The sequence below is a fragment of the Cellulosimicrobium sp. CUA-896 genome (genome assembly GCF_001942335.1).
Classification (GTDB): domain Bacteria; phylum Actinomycetota; class Actinomycetes; order Actinomycetales; family Cellulomonadaceae; genus Cellulosimicrobium.
Genome location: NZ_MKKH01000023.1, coordinates 1 through 17,858 on the forward strand (window position 1 = coordinate 1; position 17,858 = coordinate 17,858).

Consider the following 17,858-nt stretch of genomic DNA (forward strand, 5'->3'; position numbering starts at 1 on the left):
CACCGCGCGCGCCGTCACGCGCCGCCGACCGGTGCCCGGGGCGCCGTCGCCGACCCCCGAACGCGCGGAGGAAACGGCCAAATACCGCGCTCCTCCCAGGGCTGCGCCCTAGACTCGCGGCATGTCCTCGCCCGCTCCCGAGCCGCCCGGGAGCCACCCGCCCACCGGGCCCGTGGTGGAGGTCGGCAGCCTCGCGGCACCGGCGGCGCAGGACCCGCGCCCGGCGACGGCGCCCTCGCGTCCTTGCTGGCACGACCGGTGGACGCCGACGCGCGCACGGTCCGCATCGTCGACACGACCGAGTCGCGCGTGCGCCACCCCAGCGACGTCGTGAACCTCGTGCTCTGCGCGCTCGGCGTCGCGCTCGTCATGCTCATGTCCGTCTTCGCGCACGGCACCACCGAGGGCGTCGCCGAGGACGTGCGGAACTTCTCCGACCTCCTGTACGAGGTGCTGTTCATCCCCGTGGCCGTGCTCGAGGGGCTGCTCACGCTGTTCGTCCCCGCCGCCGTCCTCGTCGAGCTGGGGGTGCGACGTCTCGGACGGCAGGTCGTCGAGGCCATCGTCGCCGCCGCGCTCGGTCTGGTCCTCGCCGTCGTGGTGGTGCTCGCGGTGCGCACCTGGGGCTCCGACGAGCTCGTGCGCGGGTTGTCGGTCTTCACGCGCGGCGAGTGGCGCATCACCATCCCGGGCTACGTCGCCGCGCTCGCCGGCCTCCTCACGGCCGCCGGGACGCGCACGCGCCGGCGCACGGTCAAGTGGTCGTGGAACCTCATCTTCGTCGCGGTCGGCGTGGTCCTCGTCACCGGCCAGGTCTCGCTGCCGGGCATCATCATCACGCTGCTGCTCGGCCGCATGGCCGGGATGGCCGTGCGGTACGCCTCGGGCGTCCGCAGCGAGCGTGCCTACGGCCCCGATCTCGTCGCCGGCGTCCGCCGCGCCGGGTTCGTCCCCGCCGCGCTCGTCCGGGTGCGCGACGTCACCGACGACGAGGAGCTCGCGGAGGCCGCCGACGACCCCCTCACCGAGCTCGACGCCGAGGGCCACGTCACCTCCGAGGTGCACATCGGGGTGCTGCGCGCCCCGGGCGCCGCGCACGACGTCGGCACGGTCCTCACCGCGGACGCCACCCTCGCGCGCCAGCACCTCGGCGCCGGCCCGACGGCGGGGACGACGCTCGGCGACGGTGCCGGGGACGGCGCCCCGACCGCGACACGGGCGGGCACCTCGGCGGACGCCCACGGCCGGCGCGAGGGCGAGGACGCGCCGTCGGACCCCGCGGCGATCGCCCTGGCGCGCGCGGGCGACAACCGCGTCTACGCGATGATCGACGACGGCGGCGAGCGCCGCGACGTCGTCGTGCTCGACGGCGACCGGCAGGTCGTCGGCTTCCTCGCTCGGCTCTGGCGGTCGCTGCGGCTGCGCGGCATCGAGGGCCGCACCGCGATCTCCCTGCGCGCCGCGGCCGAGCGGTCCGCACTGCTCACCTACGCCGCGCGCGCCGCCGGCGTGCGCACGCCGCGGCTGCTCGGCGTCGCGGAGTCCGCCGACTCGATGGTCCTCGTGCAGGAGCACGCCAACGGGGCCGTGTCCCTGCGCGACCTGCCGGCCGCCGACGTCTCCGACGCCGTGCTCGACGAGGCGTGGCGCCAGCTCACGCTCGCGCACGCGGCGGGCATCGCGCACCGCGCCCTCACGTCCGACGTCGTGCTCGTCTCCCACGACCCGGCGACGGGCGCTCCCCGGGTCTGGCTCACCGGCTGGGAGCAGGGCGACATCGCGTCGTCCGAGCTGGCGCGACGCATGGACCTGACGCAGATGGTCGCGCTGCTCGCGCTGCGGGTCGGGGCGCGGCGCGCGGTCGAGTCCGCGGTCGACGTGCTGCCCGACGAGGACATCGCCGCGATCGGACCCCTCCTGCAGTCCATCGCGCTGCCGCCCAGCACCCGCGAGGAGATGCGGCAGAACAAGGAGCTGCTCAAGGACCTGCGCGCCGCGCTCGTCGACCGGCTGCCCGAGGCCGACGTCGAGCCGCAGCGCATCACGCGGTTCGGCGCGCGGACGATCCTCACGCTCACGCTGACGATCGTCGCGGTCACCGTCGTCGTCACGACGATCAACTTCGACCAGATCACCGAGGCGCTCGCCGAGGCGAACCCCTGGTGGGCGGTCGTGTCGTTCCTGCTCGGGATGCTCACCTGGGTCGGCGCGGCGCTCACGCTCGTCGCGTTCGCCCCGGAGCGCATCCCCATGTGGCGCGCGACCCTCACGCAGGCCGCCGGCTCCTTCGTCGCGCTCGCCGCGCCGGCCGGCATCGGTCCCGCCGCGCTCAACCTCCGCCTGCTCACCCGGCGAGGCGTCCCCGTGCCCGTCGCCGTCGCGACGGTCGGGCTCGTCCAGGTGTCGCAGTTCGTCGTGACGATCCTCATCCTCGTCGTGCTCTCGACGTTCACCGGCGAGGGCGGGCTCGTGCAGCTGCCGTCGACGACGGTGCTGCTCGCCATCGGCGGCGTCGCGCTCGCCGTGCTCGCGACGCTGCTCGTCCCCGCGGTCCGCGCCTGGGCACTGGCGAAGATCCGCCCGACGGTGCAGCAGGTCTGGCCCCGGCTGTCGGAGCTGCTCGGGCAGCCGGGCGCCTCGCGCTGGGCCTCGTCGGCAACGTCGTGATGACCCTCGGCTACGTGCTGGCGTTCGACGCCGCCCTCGCGGCCTTCGGCCAGGAGCTGTCGCTCGTCGACGTCGCGGTCATCTACCTCGTCGGCAACGCGGCCGGCGCCGCCGTGCCCACCCCCGGCGGCCTCGGCACCATCGAGGCCGCGCTCATCGTCGGGCTCACCGCCGCGGGCGTCCCCGCAGCGCTGGCGACGTCCGTCGCCGTGATCTTCCGCGTCGCGACGTACTGGGGGCGCATCCCGTTCGGCTGGGCGGCGATGCGCTACCTGCAGCGCAAGGGCGACCTGTAGCGACGCCGCTCGTCCTGGACCTCCGGGCACGCGCCCGGCGACCGGGAGGCCGCCGACGGGGAGGCCGCCGAACACGACCCTGGTGTCGTTCTGGCGCCCCTGACGACGCTCATGACGTGCTCGGCGGCGAGGAACGTCGTGCTCGGCGCAGCACGGCCTCGGCGTGGCGCAGCACCGGGCCGTCGACCATGCGGCCGTCGAACGTGAACACCGCGTCGGCGCCGCCCGGGTTCGCCGCGGCGGCATCGAGCAGCGCGCGGGCCTCGGCGACCTGGTCGGGCGTCGGCGCGTACGCCTCGCGGATCACCGGCACGTGGCTCGGGTGGATGCACGCCGTCGCGGCGAAACCGCTCGCGGCGGCGTCCTGCGCCTCGGCGCGCAGCCCGTCGAGATCGGCGATGTCGACGTGGACGGCGTCGACCGCGGCCTTCCCGGCCGCTCCCGCCGCGAGGAGCACGGACGCGCGGGCGTGACGCGCGACGTCCCGGTACGTGCCGTCCGCGCGGCGGTCGACGTCCCGCCGAGCGAGGCGACGAGGTCCTCCGCACCCCACATCAGCGCGGCGACCTCCTCGCGGTGCGCGAGCTCCGGCGCGGCCAGGATCCCGGCCGCGGTCTCGCACAGCGCGATCACGCTAACGCCCGGGAGCGTCGCGGCGAGCGCCGGCAGCGACGCCAGCAGCTCCGGGCCTGCCTTGGCGACCATCACGGTGCGCAGGCGCGTGTCCGCGAGCGCCGCGACGTCGAGCGCGTGCTCGGGCGTGCCGACGGCGTTGACGCGCACGACGGTGCTCTCCGGGTCGAGCGTCGCCGACGCCTCGACGACGGCCCGGCGCGCGGCGGCCCTGGCGGCGGGGGCGACGGCGTCCTCGAGGTCGAGGACCACCGCGTCGGCGCGCTCGGCGGCCTTGGCGAAGCGGTCGGGCCGGTCGCCGGGGCAGAACAGCAGCGCGGGCCCGAGGTCGAACGGGCGGGGCCCGGGGGACGCGGACCGGCCGGGAGCGGAGGCGGAGGCGGTGCCGGGCGCGGGCGGCTCGTACCCGACGTCGCGGCTCACCACGCGCCCTCCTCGTCGCCGGCGCGGAGCGTCGGCTCGCTGCCGAGCCCCGGGTCGTCCACCGATCCGGCGCCCGATCGGCGCGCAGCCCGGGGTTCGGCAGCGGTGGGTGACCCCGCGCCGTCGGGCACCGTGGCCTCGTGGGCGGCGCGCGTCCAGAACAGCGCGGAGCGGACGGCGCGCGCGACGAGCACGCCGTCCTGGTTGCGTCCGCGGTGCTCCATCGTGACGACGCCCTGCCCGGGCCGCGACGCCGACAGCCGCTTCTCGAGCACCTCCGTCTCGGCGTAGAGCGTGTCGCCGTGAAACACCGGCTTCGGGAACTCGACCTCGCGGAACCCGAGGTTCGCGACGATCGTGCCCTGCGTGACCTGCCCGACGGACAGCCCGACGAGCGTCGAGAGCGTCATCATCGAGTTCACGAGCCGCTGCCCGAACGGTTGGGTCGCGGCCCACGCGGCGTCGAGGTGCAGCGCCTGGTGGTTCATCGTCAGCGTGGAGAAGAGCACGTCGTCGGCCTCGGTGAGCGTGCGGCCGGGCCGGTGGCGGTACACCACGCCGGGCTCGAGCTCGTCGTAGTACAGGCCCCGCTGGACCACCTCACGCATGCGCCGTCCTCTCCCCACCGTCCGTGCCGTGCCGTGCCGTCCCCGTGCCGACCACGACTCTGCTCGCCGTCGAGCACGCGACCGGTGCCGTTCTGGGCATGAGAACGGCACCAAGGTCGTGCTCGGCGGTCACGGGTTACGCCTCCAGGCCCAGACTCCTCGCGATGACCATGAGCTGCACCTCGGTCGTTCCCTCGCCGACCTCGAGCACCTTGGAGTCACGGTAGTGCCGCGCGACCGGGGTCTCGTTGAGGTAGCCGTAGCCGCCGAAGACCTGCGACGCGTCGCGCGCGTTCGCCATCGCGGCCTCCCCACCGACGAGCTTCGCCACGGACGCCTCCGCCTTGAACGGCTTGCCGTGCACGAGCTTCTGCGCGGCGTCGAGCCAGGCGAGCCGCGCGGTGTGGACGCGCGTCTGCATGCGGGCGAGCGTGAACGCGACGTGCTGGTTCGCGCCGATCTCGCGCCCGAACACGACCCGCTCCCTCGCGTACCGCAGCGCCTCCTCGAGGCAGCCCTGCGCGGCACCCGTCGCGAGCGCCGCGAACGCGATGCGGCCCTCGTCGAGCGCGCGCAGGAAGTTGGCGTAGCCGCGCCCGCGCTCGCCGAGCAGGTTGGCCTCCGGCACGCGGACGTCGGTGAGCGTGAGCGGGTGGGTGTCGGACGTGTGCCACCCGACCTTGTCGTACGGCGGCCCGACCTCGAGGCCCGGCGTCCCCGCCGGCACGAGGATGCTCGACAGCTCCGTGTGCGGCGTGCCGTCGGGCCCGAGCCGTTCCCCCGTGACCGCCGTGATCGTCACGAGGCTCGTGATGGGGGTGCCCGAGTTGGTGATGAACTGCTTGCTGCCGTCGATCACCCACTCGCCGCGCTCGAGCCGCGCGGTGGTGCGCGTCCCGCCGGCGTCGGAGCCCGACTGCGCCTCCGTCAGACCGAACGCCGCGAGCGCCCGCCCGGCGAGCAGGTCCGGCAGCCACCGCTCCTGCTGCTCGCGCGTGCCGTGCCGGTAGATCGGCACGATGCCGAGCCCGACCCCGGCCTCGAGCGTCACGGCGATGGACTGGTCGGCGCGCGCGAGCGCCTCGACGGCGAGGCACAGCGACACGTAGTCCTTGCCTTGCCCGCCAACGTCGCGCGGGAACGGCAGCCCGAACAGCCCGAGCTCCCCCATCTGCGCGATGATCTCCATCGGCAGCCGGCGCTCGGTGTCGTACCGGTAGGCCGCGGGGGCGACGACGCCGTCCGCGAAGTCCCGCACGACGTGGTACAGCTTCGACTGCTCGTCGGTGAGCAGGGTGTCGACCTCGATCATGGTGCTCCTCGGGTGTCGGAGGTGACGCCGGACGCGGCCGGGTGTGCCGCGGGCGCGTCGGGTGCGGTTCCGGAGTCCTGGTCGGTGGCAGGGTCCGCGGCCCGGTCGGCAGCGGGCTCGACGACGGCGACGACCTGGTCGCGGCGCACGAGGTCGCCCGGCTGGACGGTGACGCGCACGACGCGTCGTGCGGCGCGAGGACGGGGTGCTCCATCTTCATCGCCTCCACCGTGACGAGGACGGCGCCCGCGGCGACGGGGTCGCCGTCGTCGACCGTCGCGACCACGGTCCCGGGCATCGCGGCGCGCACCTCCGGGTCGGTCGCGGTGGCTCTCCCGCGTGCCCGACGACGCGCGGCCCGGCTGCGCGCCCCGCGCTCGGCACGGTCCGGGGCGACCAGGGCGACGGTGCGCCCGTCGCGGTGCAGCCACACGACCGCGGGCTCGCCGTCCGCGGCCGGCCGGCGCGCGAGCCGCACGCGCTCGCGCACGCCGTCGAGCGTGAGCCACCACGCGTCGTCGGCGGCGGGGTCGGGCTCGAGCGAGGCCCGCACGGTGCGCGTCGTCGCGCCGTCGCCTGCCCGGCGCCCGCGGGCGCCGCGTCGAGGCCGGCGAGGTGCACGACGGCGTCCCGCGCCGTCCCGACGACCCGCACCTCGTGCTCGCGCCCGCCCGCCGGCGCGGTCGCGTCCCGCAGCACGACGACGCGCGGCGCCGCCGGCGCGTTGAGCCGCCACCCGTCCCCGCTGCGCCACGGGTCCCCGGCGCGGTCCCCGCCGACGACGAACAGAGCCGCCGCGACAAGATCGCAGAACGACACACCGGACGAGGTGAGGAGGTCGGGGCTGTGCGCGCCGTCGTGAGCGGATGGCGATCCGACCTCGGAGGCGAGGTGCGGGGGAGGGGGCGCGCCGTCGTGGTCGGGTCTGGCGGGAGCGCCCGAGGGACGAGGGCGCGGATGGTAGACGGCGCGCCCCCTCCCCCGTTCCTCGCCGGACCCGACCACGCCGCCGGACCCGACCAGCCGGTCGATCAACCCGGTGTCGAGCCGCCCCGCCCGCACGTCGCCGTCCGCGAGCAACGACCTCAGGAACCCGACGTTCGTCTCGACGCCCAGCACGACCGTCCGCCCGAGCAGCCGGTCGAGCCGCTCGACCGCCTGCTCGCGCGTGGGCGCCCACGCGACGGCCTTGGCGAGCACCGGGTCGTAGTGCCCGCCGACGACGGACCCGCGCCGGATCCCGGAGTCGAGCCGGAGCGGCGAGGCGTCGGGGCCGGCGCCCACGCTCGCGTCGTCGTACGCGAGCACGGTCCCGGTCGCGGGGAGGAACCCGCGCGCGGGCGCTCGGCGTAGACCCGTGCCTCGACGGCGTGACCGCGCAGCGCGACGTCGTCCTGGGCGAGCGGCAGCGGCTCCCCCGCGGCGACCCGGAGCTGGAGCTCGACGAGGTCGAGGCCGGTGACCATCTCGGTGACGGGGTGCTCGACCTGGAGGCGCGTGTTCATCTCGATGAAGAAGAACTCGTCCGGCGAGGCGCCCGGCACGAGGAACTCGACGGTCCCGGCGCCGACGTAGCCGACGGAGCGCGCGACCTCGCACGCCGCCTCGCCCATGCGCGCCGGTCGGCCGGGGTGAGCAGCGGCGACGGCGCCTCCTCGACGACCTTCTGGTGCCGGCGCTGGAGCGAGCACTCGCGCTCACCGAGGTGCACGACGTTCCCGTGGCCGTCGGCGAGCACCTGCACCTCGATGTGCCGCGGACGGTCGACGAGGCGTTCGAGCAGCAGCGTGTCGTCCCCGAACGACGCGGCGGCGACGCGCCGTGCGGACGCGATCGCGCCGGGCAGCTCGTCGGCCGTCCGCACGACGACCATGCCCTTGCCCCCGCCCCCGGCGGACGGCTTGACGAGCAGCGGGAAGCCGACGTCGCGCGCGGCGGCGACGAGCGCGTCGTCGGGCATCCCGGGCTCTCCCGCGCCGGGGACGACGGGCACGCCGCGCGCGGCGACGATGCGCTTGGCGGCGAGCTTGTCCGCCATCGCCTCCAGCGCGTCGACCCCCGGCCCGACGAACGCGATGCCCGCTCGCGCGCACGCGACGGCGAGCGCCGGGTTCTCGGACAGGAAGCCGTACCCGGGGTGGACGGCGTCGGCGCCGGTCGCGACGGCGGCGGCCACCACCGCGTCGACGTCGAGGTACGACCGCGCCGCGGCGGCAGGCCCGATCCGCACCGCGACGTCGGCCTCGTGGACGTGGCGGGCGCCGGCGTCCGCGTCGGAGTGGACGGCGACGGACCGGACGTCGAGGCGGCGCAGCGTGCCGATGACGCGGCACGCGATCTCGCCGCGGTTGGCGACGAGGACGGTGCCGAACGGGCGGCCCCGGGGGTCCGCCGGGTGCGCGGGAGTCGTCGTCACGGGGCTCACATCCGGAAGAGCCCGAACCGCGGGCCGGTCTCGAGGGGTGCCAGGGGTGTGCGCGCGCACACGCCGAGCGCGAGGCCGAGCACGCGGCGCGTGTCGGCGGGGTCGATGACGCCGTCGTCCCACAGGCGGGCGGTGGCGTAGTAGGGGCTGCCGTGCTCGTCGTAGTCGGCGCGGATGCCGTCGGCGAACGCGGCCTCCTCGTCGCGGTCCCACGTCTCACCGCGCGCGGCGAGCTGGTCGCGCTTGACGGTGGACAGCACGGACGCGGCCTGGGGGCCGCCCATGACGGAGATGCGGCTCGCGGGCCACGACCACAGGAAGCGCGGCGAGTACGCCCGCCCGCACATCGAGTAGTTCCCCGCGCCGAAGGACCCGCCGACGATCACGGTGAGCTTCGGGACGCGGGTCGTCGCGACGGCGGTGACCATCTTCGCGCCGTCCTTCGCGATGCCGCCCGCCTCGGCGTCGGTGCCGACCATGAACCCGGAGATGTTCTGGAGGAACAGGAGCGGGATGCCGCGCTGGTCGCACAGCTCGACGAAGTGCGCGCCCTTGAGCGCGGACGCGCCGAACAGCACGCCCTGGTTCGCGAGTATCCCCACCGGGTGGCCGTGGATGCGCGCGAACCCGGTGACGAGCGTGTCGCCGTACTCGTGCTTGAACTCGTCGAACCGGCTGCCGTCGACGAGGCGCGCGATGATCTCGCGCGGGTCGTAGGGCGCCTGTACATCCGTTGGGACGGCGCTGTACAAGCCCTCTCCCGTGGCGTCGCGCCCGGGCTCCGGCGCCCCGGAGCCGTCGGACCGCCCGACGACGGGCGGCTCGCTCGGCGCGACGTCCCACGCGGGCTCGGGGTCGGGCGGCAGCGTCGCGACGATGCGGCGCACGGTGTCGAGCGCGTCGTCGTCGTCCTCGGCCAGGTGGTCGACGACGCCCGACCGCCGCGCGTGCAGCTCGCCGCCGCCCAGTTCCTCGGCCGAGACGATCTCGCCGATGGCCGCCTTCACGAGCGGTGGACCGCCGAGGAAGATCGTGCTGGTCGCGCACGATGACGGTCTCGTCGCTCATCGCGGGCACGTAGGCGCCGCCCGCGGTGCACGAGCCCAGCACGGTCGAGATCTGCGGGATCCCCGCCGCCGACAGCCGGGCCTGGTGGTAGAAGATGCGACCGAAGTGGTCGCGGTCCGGGAAGACCTCCGCCTGCCGCGGCAGGAACGCGCCGCCGGAGTCGACGAGGTAGACGCACGGCAGCCGGTTCTCGAGCGCGATCTCCTGGGCGCGCAGGTGCTTCTTCACCGTCAGCGGGTGGTACGTGCCGCCCTTCACCGTCGCGTCGTTGCACACGACCATGACCTGCCGGCCGGCGACGAGGCCGATGCCCGCGACGACGCCCGCGGCCGGCCACGCGCCGTCGTCCACGCCGTGCCCGGCGAGCGGGGCGATCTCGAGGAACGGGCTGCCCTCGTCGAGCAGCCGGTCGACCCGGTCGCGTGGCAGGAGCTTGCCGCGCGACACGTGCCGGTCGCGCGCCGACGCCGGTCCCCCGAGCGCGGCGGCGGCCGTGCGCTCGCGCAGGTCGGCGGCGAGCGCCCGCTGGGCGTCGTCGTTCGAGCGGGCGGCCGCGGAGCCCTCGTCGACGGCGGTCGTGAGGACGGTCATGCCGGCGCCCCCTCCCGCTGCCGAGCCCCGGGTCGGGCACCGTTCGCGACGTCGAGCGGTGGGTGGTCCAGGGTTCGGCCGCCCAGCGCGAGCGCGAGCGCCGGGTCCTCGAGGAGCGCGCCGACGTCGGCGAGGAAGCGTGCGGCTTGCTCCCCGTCGACGACGCGGTGGTCGAACGAGAGGCTGAGCGTGACGACGTCCCGCAGCGCGACACCGCCGTCGTGCTCCCACGGAAGCCGACGCACCGCGCCCAGCCCGAGGATCGCCGCCTGCCCGGGCACGAGGATCGGCGTGCCTGCGTCGACGCCGAAGACCCCGACGTTGGTGATCGTGATCGTCCCCCCGGCGAGCCGTTCGGGTGCGGTGCGACCGCGCGGGCGGTCGCGGTGAGCTCCGTGAGCGCGTCCGCGAGCGCCGGCAGGTCGAGCGCGTCGGCGCGGGGCACGTGCGGGACGACGAGGCCGCGGTCGGTCGCGACGGCGATGCCGAGGTCGACGTGCGGGTGGTGCCAGATCTCGGCCGACCCGTCGGGCAGGTCGTGCCACGCGCCGTTGAGCTCGGGGTGCCGCGGCACCGCGAGGCACAGCGCGCGGGCGGCGAGCGCGGGGACCGTGATCCGGGCGCGCGCGCGAGCCGGTGCGTGCGCAGCCGTGCCAGGAGCTCGGTGCTGCGCGTGACGTCGGCGGTGAGGAACACGCTCGCGTGCGGCGCGGTGAACGCGCTCGCGACCATCGCGGCGGCGGTGTGCTTGCGGACGCCGCGCACGGGCACGACCTCGGTGTCCGTCCGGCCGGCCGACGAGCTGCGAGAACTTGTCGTGCCGGGAGGGCCGGGAGCGACAAGTTCTCGCAGCTCGCGTGCGGATCCGGCCGGGACGTCGGGGGGCGATGGTGCGTGATGCCGCGCGACGTCGTGGCGCGGCGGGCGCGCGACGTCGCGGTGGCAGCTCACGGCCGTGAGGACGTCGTCGCGCGTGACGAGACCGCCCGGTCCGGTGCCGGCGACGCGCTCGACGTGGACGCCGAGCTTCTTCGCGAGCGCCCGGACGGGCGGGGTGGACCGGGGTCGCTCGACCACGTTGTCTGCCGGGGCGAGTCCGTCGGGTGCGGACGACCGGGCGCCGTCGGGCACGGGTCCGGTGCCGAACCCCGGGATGTCCACCGATCCTGGCGCGGACGGGTGCGCAGACCGTGGCTCGGCGCGCTCCGCGCTCGGCGCAGCACTCGGAACGCCCCGACGTCGGCGGCGCGTCGGCCGCCCGGCGCTGTCGGGCCGCGCGCCGTAGCCGACGAGGTTCGGCTCGGGAGCGTCGTCCGCGGGCTCGCCGAGCCCGGGGTCGTCCACCGATCCCGGTTCGGAACGGTGCGCGACCCGGGGTTCGGCAGCAGGGGGTGCCGCCAGGTCGCCCGACGGCGGCCGGTCGCCCGACGCGGGACCGTCACCCGCCGCCGCCGCCGGCGGCGCCTCGGCCTCGACGTCGACCTCGAACGTGACGATCGGGTCGCCGACGCTCACGGTCTGCCCCTCGGCCGCGTGCAGCTCCGCGACGACGCCCGCGTACGGCGAGGGCAGGTCGACGAGCGCTTGGCCGTCTCGACCTCGGCGATGACCTGGTTGAGCTCGACGTGGTCGCCCGCGGCGACGTGCCAGCTCACGATGTCGGACTCGGTGAGCCCCTCCCCGAGGTCGGGGAGGCGGAACTCGCGCAGGGCGCTCATCGGGCCACCTCCCCGGTGAGCGCGGGCGTCCGGCCGAGCACCCGGTCGACGCCGTCGAGGATGCGGTCCAGGTCGGGCAGGTAGTGCTGCTCGAGCCGCGCCGGCGGGTACGGCATGCCGTGGCCGGTGACGCGCACGGGCGCGGCCTCGAGGTGCTCGAAGCAGCGGTCGGTCACGGTCGCGGCGACCTCCGCGCCGAGCCCGGCGTGGCCCGGCGCCTCGTGCGCGACGACGAGGTGCCCGGTGCGGCGCACCGACGCCGCGACGGTGTCGTGGTCCATCGGCGACAGCGAGCGCAGGTCCACCACCTCGACGGACACGCCCTCGTCGGAGGCCGCGACGGCGGCGTCGAGCGCCGTCCCGACGAGACCGCCCCACGTGACGAGCGTGACGTCGCGGCCCTCCCGCACGACGTGCGCGCGGTCCATCGGCGGCGCGAGCGCGAGCGGGACCTCCTCGACCTCGCCCTTGGCGTGGTACCGCCGCTTGGGCTCGAAGAAGACCACCGGGTCGTCGCACGCGATCGCCTGCCGCAGGACCGTGAACGCGTCCTGGGGGTTCGCGACGGAGACGACGCGCAGCCCCGCGACGTGCGCGAACAGCGCCTCGGGGGACTCGGAGTGGTGCTCGGCGGCCCCGATGCCGCCGCCCACGGGGATGCGGATGGTGATCGGCAGGCGCACCCGTCCCCCGGTGCGCGCGTGCATCTTCGCGAGCTGCGACACGATCTGGTCGAACGCCACGAACACGAAGCCGTCGAACTGGATCTCGCACACCGGCCGGTAGCCGCGGACGGCGAGCCCCACCGCGGTGCCGATGATCCCCGACTCCGCGAGCGGGGTGTCGAGCACGCGCCGTGGCCCGAACTCCGCCTGGAGCCCGTCGGTCACGCGGTACACCCCGCCGAGCCGGCCGACGTCCTCCCCCATGACGACGACCCGGTCGTCGTCCGTCATCGCGCGCCGCAGCCCGGCACCGAGCGCCTTGGCGAGCGTCATCGTCGTGGTCATCGCGACGCCGCCGTCCCCGCCGGAGCGTCGTCGAAGGACGCGAGGTAGCGCGCGTACGCGGCGCGCTCACGCGCGAGGGGCGCGTGCGGCTCGGCGTAGACGTGGTCGAACAGCGACAGCGGAGGCGGGTCCTCGAGCGCGACGCACCCGGCGCGCAGCTCGGCGGCGGCCGCGTCGGCGAGTTCGCGGACCCGGTCGGACGCCGCGTCGTCGAGCACGCCGACGCCGTGCAGGTACGCCTCGAACCGCGCGACCGGGTCGCGCCCGGCCCAGGCCTCGACCTCGGCGGCGTCGCGGTAGCGCTTCGGGTCGTCCGCGGTGGTGTGGGGGCCCATGCGGTAGGTCACCGCCTCGACCAGGGTGGGTCCGTCACCGCGCCGCGCCCGGTCGAGCGCGGCGCGCGTCACGGCGAGGACGGCGAGCACGTCGTTGCCGTCGACGCGCACGCCCGGCATGCCGAACCCCCGGGCGCGCTCGACGAGCGGGACGCGGGACTGGAGCGCGACCGGCTCGGAGATGGCCCACTGGTTGTTCTGGCACACGAACACGACGGGCGAGCGGTACGTCGAGGCGAAGACGAACGCCTCGTTGACGTCGCCCTGGCTCATCGCGCCGTCGCCGAAGTACGCGACGCCGACGGGCAGCCCGGCGGCGGGGTCGACGCGGCCGGCGTCGACGTCGAGCTGGACCCCCATCGCCCAGCCCGTCGCGTGCAGCGCCTGGGCGCCGATGATCACCTGGGGCGAGGCCATGCCGATCGCGTAGGGGTCCCAGCCGCAGACCGTCACCCCGCGCCACACGCGCACGAGGTCCACCGGCGCGGCGCCGCGCACCGACGCCACCGCGTGCTCGCGGTAGGACGAGAAGACGAAGTCGTCCTCGCGCAGCGCGCGCGCCGAGCGACCTGCGACGCCTCCTGACCCAGCAGCGGTGGCCACAGCGCGAGCTCGCCCTGACGCTGCAGGGCCGTCGCCTCGGCGTCGAGCCGGCGCGCGACCACCATGTCCTGGTGCAGCGTGCGGAGCGCAGCCCGTGCGCCTTCCGGGTCCGGCCCCGCCGGGTCGACGTCCGTGAGCCACCGGTCGTGCTCGGCGTCGGGACGGCGTGTGCCGTCCTCCGCGAGCAGCCGCACCGTGCGCGGCTCGCGCCCCGCCCGTGCGTCGTCGTCCCGCTCTGCTCGTACGTCGCGCGGGGTCTCCGCGCGGTGACCGTCGTGCTGCTCCGGCAGGGTCGCCGCCGTCGAGCCGGTCCGCACCGCAGGTTCGCCGGCCATGTCGCCACCTCACCTCTCGAGGCCGGGGCTCACCGTCGAGCCCCGGTTACGGCGAACGTAACCCCCGTCACGCACATGGCTCCACCGATGCTCCGCACGGTGTGCACCGTGACCGGCGTCACACCGATAGGCTGAGCAGCATGCACAGCGCCGACGCTGTCGACCTCGATCTCCTGCTCGCGCTCGCCGACGACCCGCGGGCCACGATCGTCGCGCTCGCCGACCGGCTGAAGCTCTCGCGCAACACCGTCGCGGCACGCCTGGCGCGGCTCGAGGCGGAGGGCGCGTTCCTCGACCTCGACCGGCGCATCGACCCGCACGTGCTCGGCCACCCGCTCACCGCGTTCGTCGAGGTGCAGCTGCGCCAGAAGGACCTCGCCCGCATCGTGGAGGACGTCGCGCGCATCCCGGAGGTCGTGCAGGCGCACGGGCGCAGCGGGACGGCGGACCTGCGCGTGACCATCGCGTGCCGCGACACCGACCACCTGTTCCGCGTCGACGCGGCGATCCTCGCCATCGACGGCGTCGAGCGCACGGAGACGTCGCTGTCGATGGGTGAGCTCATCCCCTACCGGCTGCGGCCGCTCATCGAGAAGCAGCGCCGGTCACGCTGACCCGCCGGTCCGGCGGCGTCGTCCCACGCCCAACCCCGGGTCGTGCGGCACTCAGGGCCCGTCGTGACGCGCAACCCGGGGTTCGGCATCGCCCGACGGCGCGGCGACCCCGCGCGCGGCGGGCTCGGGCTCGGTGTGGGCGGGTGCGGCGAGCGCCGTCGCGCCCGGGACGGTGAGGGCGGCGATCGCCGTCGTGACGGGGATCGCGAGGACGAGACCGATGGAGCCGACGAGCGTGCGCACGACCTCCTCGGCGATCTCGCCGGACGTCAGGCTCGTCGCGAGGTTCTGGTCGGACAGGTAGACCGCCATGAGCAGCGGCAGGGCCGCCCCGACGTAGGCGAACGCGATGGTGTAGACGGTCGAGGCGATGTGGTCGCGCCCGATGCGCATCGCCCGCGTGAACAGCTCCACGCGCGACGCGAGCGGGGCGACGGCCCGCAGCTCCCAGACGGCGGACGCTGCGTGATGGTCACGTCGTTGAGCACGCCCATGCCCGCGAGGACTATCCCGCACAGCACGACGCCCTGGATGTCGAGCGACGGCGCGTACTGCGGGATCCACAGCGACTCCTCGGACGTCAGGCCCGTGATGTTCGCCGCGCCCGACCCCCACCAGCCCAGCAGGGCGGTGAGCGCGAGCCCGATGAGCGTGCCGAGCAGCGCCACCGACGTCCGGGCGGTGAACCCGTGCGCGACGTAGAGCACGACGAACATCACGAGCGACGACGTCACGAGCGCGACGCCGAGCGCGTTCTCGCCGGTCAGCAGCGCAGGGAGCGTGAACCACGCGATGACGGCGAACGCCCCCGCGAGCCCGGCGAGCGCGGCGAGGCCGCGCCAGCGCGCGACGGCGAGCACGACGAGCGCGTAGGCGACGGCGAGGATCCCGATCGGCAGGCCGCGCTCGAAGTCGAGGAACACGTACGGCGTCCCGCCACCGGCCTCGGCGCCGGCGATGTGCAGGACGCGCAGGCGGTCGCCCTGCTCGAACCCGTACGCGAGGTACTCCGGCGGCGCCTGGACGGTGATCTCCTCGCCGCCCACGTCGCGACCCTCGGCCCGCGAGCCGTCGTCGAGCCGGGCGGGGACCGCGCTCGCGGCCTCGTCGACCGGGCCGGTCACGGTGGCCCGCAGGACCGCGCTGCCCTCGGCGGCGACCGGGATGCGGTCGGGCACGTCGTCGGCGGCCGGCCACAGCGCGACGAGCCCGGCGAGCGTCGCCAGCAGCAGCGGCACGAGCAGGGCCGTGAGCGTCAGGCGCACGCGCGGCGTCGCGGGCTCGGCCGGTCCGTGCGCATGGGCGTGCGCGTGCAGGGGCACGCGGCTCTGGACGAGGCCCCGGCCGCGCGCGTGGGCGCGGGCGGCGCGCCGGGAGGTCGGTGCGGTCACCGCACGATGCTGGCACGGCGCGCGACCGCGGCGGGCGACCACGCGCCGTCGGGCACGGATCGCCCCGCGGGCGTCATTCGGGCGGGGTGACGAGACCGCGGCGCACGCCGGCGACGAGGCGGCGCGGCACGGTGACCTCCGTGCCGTCGACGACGACGGTGACGAGCTGGGGAACCTGCGCCTTCCACTGCGAGCGGCGGGCACGGGTGTTGGAGCGCGAGAGCTTGCGCTTGGGCACGGCCATGGGGCTGTCCTTCCGGGAGGGGTCGCCCCAGCCTAGCCCTGATGAGAATCATGCTCAATCCTGCGGGCGCCCCGGGGACGGCGAAGGCCCGGACCCCGCGGGGTCCGGGCCTTCGTGCCGCTGACGGCACCGACGGCGGCGCGGTCAGCGAGACGTCACTTCGCGACGGCCTTCTTCAGCAGGCTGCCGGCGCTGATCTTCACGCCGTAGCCGGCCGGGATCGAGATCTCCTCGCCCGTGCGGGGGTTGCGCCCCGTGCGGGCGGCACGCTCGACGCGCTCGACGGACAGGAGGCCGGTGACCTTGACGGCCTCGCCCTTGCCGAGCGACTCGATGAGCACGTCCTGAAGGGCGTTCAGGGCGCTCTCGGCCTGCGCCTTGCTCAGGTCGGACTTGCTGGCGATCGCCGAGACGAGCTCGGACTTGTTGAGCGACATGCGGATCCCTTCTTCGGTTCACGACGCACGGTGTCCTCGCGCGGCGTCACGGTCTCAGTGTGCCAGCCGGGAGGCCGCGCACCGGGGACAACACTAGGGAACACGCGGAGTTTCGCGCGACTTCTCGCGGTTGCGTCGTCCCGGTGGCGTCCTCGACGGCGTCCGGGGCGCACCCCCGGGCAGGTCGTGCGGTGTCAGGCACCCCCGTCGCACGCGAGGCCGCCCTGCAGGGCCGCGAGGTTGGCCCGCATGACGTCCAGGTAGTCCGCGTCCTCGTCGGTGTGCCCCTCGATCGGGTCGAGCATGTCCGTCCCGACCCCGAGGTCGTCGGCGAGGGTCTGCGTGACCTTGGGGCTGACGAGCACCTCGAAGAACAGGGTCTGGACGCCGCGCTCCTCGACGACGGCCCGCACCTCCCGCAGTCGCGCCGGCGAGGGCTCCGCCTCGGGATCGATGCCGGAGATGCCGACCTGCACGAGGTCGTACCGCTCCGCGAGGTAGCCGAATGCCTCGTGCGAGACGACGAGAGTCGCCTCCGCGCAAGCCGCCAGGCCCTCGGCGTACTCCTGGTCGAGCGCCTCGAGCTCCGCCTCGAGCGCGTCGGCGTTCGCCGCGTAGTCGTCGGCGTGGTCGGGGTCGACCTCGGCGAGCTCGTCCGCGACCTGGTGCCCGACGGTCGCCAGACGCGTCGGGTCGAGCCAGAAGTGCGGGTCGAGCGCGCCCGACCCCGCGTCCGGCGCGCCCGCGCCGTTGGGCCCGCTCTCCAGCCCTGCCGCCTCGGCCGTGTCCACGACGTGCTCGGGCTGCCGCGACGCGATCGCGTCGTCGGTCGCCGCGGTCATGCCGGACAGGTACACGACGACGTCGGCCTCCCCCACCTCGCGCACCTGCGCGGGCGAGAGCTCGAGGTCGTGGGGCTCGGCGGCCGGGGGCGTGAGATTGCTGACGGAGACGTGCTCGCCGCCGACCTGCCGGGCGACGTACTCGAGCGGGTAGAACGACGCGAGCACGTCGACGGTGTCGTCGGCCTCCGCGCGGAGCAGGCGGCGGTCGCGGCGAGCACGAGCAGCGTCGCGCCGGCGGCGACGGCGTGGTGGCGAGGACGGGAGGAACGACGGCGAGGGCGACGGGTGGCGTTCATGGGGGTA

The 17,858-nt window shown here is 75.5% G+C and carries 8 protein-coding genes and 7 pseudogenes; 2 read left to right on the top strand and 13 right to left on the bottom strand.

What is annotated here, in order from left to right; translation table 11 throughout:
- Positions 1-1,956 precede the first annotated feature (1,956 nt).
- Positions 1,957-2,963: pseudogene (locus BJF88_RS21905) on the top strand (YbhN family protein).
- Positions 2,964-3,072: 109 nt separating this feature from the next.
- On the opposite strand, the pseudogene BJF88_RS09155 reads toward BJF88_RS21905, so the two are convergent.
- The 9 genes and pseudogenes from BJF88_RS09155 to BJF88_RS09215 all read right to left on the bottom strand — a co-directional run bounded on the left by BJF88_RS09155 (position 3,073) and on the right by BJF88_RS09215 (position 14,024).
- A pseudogene (locus BJF88_RS09155) lies at positions 3,073-3,911 on the bottom strand (CoA ester lyase).
- 104 nt (positions 3,912-4,015) lie between these two features.
- Entirely contained in the window at positions 4,016-4,627 is a 612-nt protein-coding gene (locus tag BJF88_RS09160) for a MaoC family dehydratase (RefSeq protein ID WP_083649008.1), read from the bottom strand.
- Between the two features lie 136 nt (positions 4,628-4,763).
- Positions 4,764-5,939, bottom strand: coding sequence for an acyl-CoA dehydrogenase family protein (locus BJF88_RS09165; protein WP_075828576.1), 1,176 nt, complete (start codon positions 5,937-5,939; stop codon positions 4,764-4,766).
- Positions 5,936-6,118: a hypothetical protein gene (locus tag BJF88_RS23425; protein WP_075828577.1), complete on the bottom strand. Its 183-nt coding sequence runs from the start codon at positions 6,116-6,118 to the stop codon at positions 5,936-5,938. The genes BJF88_RS09165 and BJF88_RS23425 overlap by 4 nt, the downstream gene beginning before the upstream one ends.
- Positions 6,119-6,155: 37 nt before the next feature.
- A pseudogene (locus BJF88_RS18305) lies at positions 6,156-8,355 on the bottom strand (biotin carboxylase N-terminal domain-containing protein).
- Between the two features lie 5 nt (positions 8,356-8,360).
- Positions 8,361-10,023, bottom strand: a pseudogene (locus BJF88_RS09185) (carboxyl transferase domain-containing protein).
- Positions 10,020-11,741, bottom strand: a pseudogene (locus BJF88_RS18310) (dihydrolipoamide acetyltransferase family protein). The pseudogenes BJF88_RS09185 and BJF88_RS18310 overlap by 4 nt, the downstream one beginning before the upstream one ends.
- Positions 11,738-12,751: an alpha-ketoacid dehydrogenase subunit beta gene (locus BJF88_RS09210; protein ID WP_255371911.1), complete on the bottom strand. Its 1,014-nt coding sequence runs from the start codon at positions 12,749-12,751 to the stop codon at positions 11,738-11,740. The pseudogene BJF88_RS18310 and the gene BJF88_RS09210 overlap by 4 nt, the downstream one beginning before the upstream one ends.
- A pseudogene (locus BJF88_RS09215) lies at positions 12,748-14,024 on the bottom strand (thiamine pyrophosphate-dependent enzyme). Before BJF88_RS09215 ends, BJF88_RS09210 begins: the two are co-directional and overlap by 4 nt.
- A 140-nt stretch (positions 14,025-14,164) precedes the next feature.
- Here BJF88_RS09215 and BJF88_RS09220 point away from each other — a divergent pair.
- Entirely contained in the window at positions 14,165-14,638 is a 474-nt protein-coding gene (locus BJF88_RS09220) for an Lrp/AsnC family transcriptional regulator (protein WP_075828579.1), read from the top strand.
- Positions 14,639-14,689: 51 nt separating this feature from the next.
- Here BJF88_RS09220 and BJF88_RS23430 read toward each other — a convergent pair.
- From BJF88_RS23430 to BJF88_RS09240, 4 genes and pseudogenes are all read right to left on the bottom strand, one after another.
- A pseudogene (locus BJF88_RS23430) lies at positions 14,690-16,071 on the bottom strand (YibE/F family protein).
- Between the two features lie 31 nt (positions 16,072-16,102).
- The gene (gene rpmF, locus BJF88_RS09230) at positions 16,103-16,273 is read right to left on the bottom strand and encodes a 50S ribosomal protein L32 (protein ID WP_075828580.1); all 171 of its coding nucleotides are present in this window, start codon (positions 16,271-16,273) and stop codon (positions 16,103-16,105) included.
- Between the two features lie 155 nt (positions 16,274-16,428).
- On the bottom strand, positions 16,429-16,710 hold the full coding sequence (locus tag BJF88_RS09235; protein ID WP_069387465.1) for an HU family DNA-binding protein: 282 nt from the start codon (positions 16,708-16,710) through the stop codon (positions 16,429-16,431).
- Between the two features lie 194 nt (positions 16,711-16,904).
- On the bottom strand, positions 16,905-17,720 hold the full coding sequence (locus BJF88_RS09240; RefSeq protein ID WP_255371912.1) for a metal ABC transporter substrate-binding protein: 816 nt from the start codon (positions 17,718-17,720) through the stop codon (positions 16,905-16,907).
- Between the last annotated feature and the right edge of the window lie 138 nt (positions 17,721-17,858).

What these genes read in the sequence shown, in the direction of transcription:
- BJF88_RS09160 (WP_083649008.1), bottom strand. Translation starts at nt 4,627, where the DNA reads ATGCGTGAGGTGGTCCAGCGGGGCCTGTACTACGACGAGCTCGAGCCC.
- BJF88_RS09165 (WP_075828576.1), bottom strand. Translation starts at nt 5,939, where the DNA reads ATGATCGAGGTCGACACCCTGCTCACCGACGAGCAGTCGAAGCTGTAC.
- BJF88_RS09210 (WP_255371911.1), bottom strand. Translation starts at nt 12,751, where the DNA reads ATGACCACGACGATGACGCTCGCCAAGGCGCTCGGTGCCGGGCTGCGG.
- BJF88_RS09220 (WP_075828579.1), top strand. Translation starts at nt 14,165, where the DNA reads ATGCACAGCGCCGACGCTGTCGACCTCGATCTCCTGCTCGCGCTCGCC.
- rpmF (WP_075828580.1), bottom strand. Translation starts at nt 16,273, where the DNA reads ATGGCCGTGCCCAAGCGCAAGCTCTCGCGCTCCAACACCCGTGCCCGC.
- BJF88_RS09235 (WP_069387465.1), bottom strand. Translation starts at nt 16,710, where the DNA reads ATGTCGCTCAACAAGTCCGAGCTCGTCTCGGCGATCGCCAGCAAGTCC.